This window comes from Coprobacillus cateniformis (assembly GCF_009767585.1).
Taxonomy (GTDB): domain Bacteria; phylum Bacillota_I; class Bacilli_A; order Erysipelotrichales; family Coprobacillaceae; genus Coprobacillus; species Coprobacillus cateniformis.
The window spans coordinates 1-882 of the sequence record NZ_WSNW01000020.1 but is presented as its reverse complement, the minus strand read 5'-3'; the positions used below and the strand labels follow the sequence as shown (position 1 = coordinate 882).

Below are 882 nucleotides of genomic sequence, written 5' to 3'. Positions count from 1 at the left end.
TGATCTTCATATTGGTGATTATTATTTAAAAGAACTGGAAACAAATGATTCATTGCTAATAAATTCAACACCAATCAATGTCAGCTTAACTTATAAGGATATGAATACGTCTGTTGTAAGTTCAAAAACAAGTGCAAAAGATATTATCGCAAGTCAGCGTATTCAAATCTTTAAAGAGGGTATCAAAGACGGTATAGCAGGTGTTGTCGCTGGATTGCAAGGTGCTGAATTTACATTTAAGTTAAGCAATGAATATAATCACGTTGGTTGGGATAATGCAAAGACATATTATGTAGGAACAACAGATAAAAACGGTTTTTTAACAACTGATTTGTTACCTTATGGAACATATCGAGTAAGAGAAACGAAGACTCCAGAGGGATACTATGGTGCAAGTGACTTTTTAATAACAATTGAAAGAGATAGTTCTCTTTATGAGATTGGCTATAAAATTAAGAAAGTCACTGTGAATAATGTTCCTTTTGAAACATTGCTGAAAATTCGCAAAGCGGACAGTGAGACAGATAAGACAGTCCTAAAAAAAGGAAATGTTTATAAATTAAAGAATCTTGATAAAGATGAATACGTTTCATATGTGGATTGGTCTCAATTTCCTAATATTCATGTTGATAAATGGGAAACACATGAAGACGGTACAATTACATTAAATACAATGTTACAGGCTGGACATTATCAACTCGAGGAAATCGATTGTAGTGAGGGTTATCTCTTGAATAAAGAACCATTAAAATTTGAATTAACAAAGGATATGGACTATGATATTGCCGAAGATGGAGTCACACCAATTGTAACGATTACTTTTGAAAACAAGCCTGTAAAAGGTAAAATTAAGCTTTCTAAAGAGGGTGAAGTTTTAACAGG

General features: G+C 32.5%; 1 protein-coding gene. It reads left to right on the top strand.

Annotated elements, in window-relative coordinates; all coding sequences use genetic code 11:
* Positions 1 to 882 (top strand): MSCRAMM family protein (locus tag GQF29_RS18170; protein ID WP_236916514.1); only part of this gene is annotated, 882 nt, incomplete at both ends.